The organism is Flavobacterium suncheonense GH29-5 = DSM 17707 (assembly GCF_000430025.1).
Taxonomy (GTDB): Bacteria; Bacteroidota; Bacteroidia; order Flavobacteriales; family Flavobacteriaceae; genus Flavobacterium; species Flavobacterium suncheonense.
In genome coordinates this window covers 1-1,775 of the sequence record NZ_AUCZ01000042.1, presented here as the reverse complement: position 1 = coordinate 1,775, position 1,775 = coordinate 1, and the positions used below count along the sequence as shown (strand labels likewise).

Annotated in this window: 2 protein-coding genes; both read right to left on the bottom strand. The window is 28.6% G+C overall.

The genetic code is table 11. The annotated features are described in order from the left end of the window. Positions 1-489: 489 nt before the first annotated feature. A complete protein-coding gene (locus G498_RS0110010; RefSeq protein ID WP_026981027.1) occupies positions 490-876 on the bottom strand; it encodes a hypothetical protein in 387 nt (128 codons plus the stop codon). A 147-nt stretch (positions 877-1,023) separates the two neighbouring features. Further along, positions 1,024-1,635: a hypothetical protein gene (locus tag G498_RS0110005; RefSeq protein ID WP_026981026.1), complete on the bottom strand. Its 612-nt coding sequence runs from the start codon at positions 1,633-1,635 to the stop codon at positions 1,024-1,026. Between the last annotated feature and the right edge of the window lie 140 nt (positions 1,636-1,775).

Below are 1,775 nucleotides of genomic sequence, written 5' to 3'. Positions count from 1 at the left end.
AAGATAAAACAGTTTTTTGAGTTTTTTCTTCATAGTTGGAACGTTGTTTGGTTAATAAATATAATTAATTTTCAAAATATTCATATTGTATTTCCTCGATTTTGGGTCAAAATCACTTACAACGCCCACCGGCTTTATGTCAGTGGCGGATTTTTGTTACTGATGTTTACAAATATACCGAAAAGTTAGAAAGAAAAAAGTAGAAGAGAAGTAAAGACTTTTGATTTCTGTTCTTTCCATTATGCACTGTTGCCGCCATTGCATAAAACCGTTGTTATAAGCTGTTCTTTAATTTAACTTCATATTTTAAGACCCAAAAATTATTGGGGAACTTTGGTGGACTTAATTCAAATAGTTCTTTAAAATCAGTATGCTCAATTTCCGTCTTTATTTGCTCTACAAAATCTAGTTTGTTAGCTAAGCATGGAAATATTTTAGTTGTAATTGTTTGTAAAGCTTCTTTCTTTGCATTTTCAGTATTTGGAATATCTAATGTCCAACTACCGTTAACTGCAAAAATTTTTTTTCCACATTTGTGGAAAAAAAAATTATTCCATTTATTGACCCTTCTGTTTGCTTTATCGTATAAAAATCATCAGTTGATAAATAGTCAATAATATAAGGCCAATAGTTTTGATGTTTTAAATTTGGATCTGGACGAAAGGAGAGACTTTTTTCTAATTTTTCTGTGCTTTGTCCTATTTGTAAAATTGATTTGCCTTTATAGTATAAGCTGATAGAATCGCTATAAATTTTTGAAGGATTAAATTTTTCAGCTACAAAAATGGAATCAATACTAACCTGAGATGTAATTGATGATTTTTTTTTACAACCAAAAAAACTTAAGAAGATGAAAAAGACAATTAATTCTCTCATGTTTTGTAGAATAGCTTATAACGTTCTGCGGCTTGCTCTCAGTGGCGTTGCACCAACACCAAGCCATTACAAATATAACAAAACATTCCATTCAGCAGCGGATTTTTCGTAGGAAAATCCGGAAATAGCCATTGAAGCAAACCGCTGTTAGGCGTTCGTTTTTTTATTCTCAATTGGTTTCACTTCTGTTATTTCTACTTTTATATTTTCTTTTTTTGCAAATTTGTCGATAAAGAAAGTATTGATTTTTCTAGATAATTTATCGCCAACAAAAGGTAAATCTTGTTCCGCAATGTCTAACAAAATAATTTCACAATTATTAATTTCAAAATCATTGGATAAGTTCTCAATTTCTATTTTATAAGCACCATTTTTATATTTATAAAGTTTTTCAATCCATCCAGATTCGATAGGCAGTTTTAAAAATTGGTCTAATTTTTTTATGTTTTCAGAAGTAAAGTTAAGTTCATATTCAGTTCCATTTTCGCCGTCAAATGAAGTTTGCAAAAACATTATAAAATTATTTTTTGATTGTTCAAAAACTGCTTTTGCGTTACTAATATATTCTGCATTGTCGATAGTCCAATATTTTCCACATTCTATTTTTTTTAGTTTAGTTATTCCGTCAAACTCAAACTCAATATATGTTCCGTTTATTTTATAAACTCTGCTTGGATAAAAGCCGTTTTTGTTTTCGTGTGAATTAATTTTTTCATACTCTGAAAATTTCAAATCAATATATTCTATCCAATTTTCCATTAATGAAATTTTAAGTTTTCTTTGTAATTAACTCTTTTTTAGTCGGTGGTGGATTCAAGACCTTAATGCAACAAGGTCATTTAGTTTTCAGTTTTTCAAATTTAGTATTTTTCTTAGATATTGACTCTTTTTTCAGAATA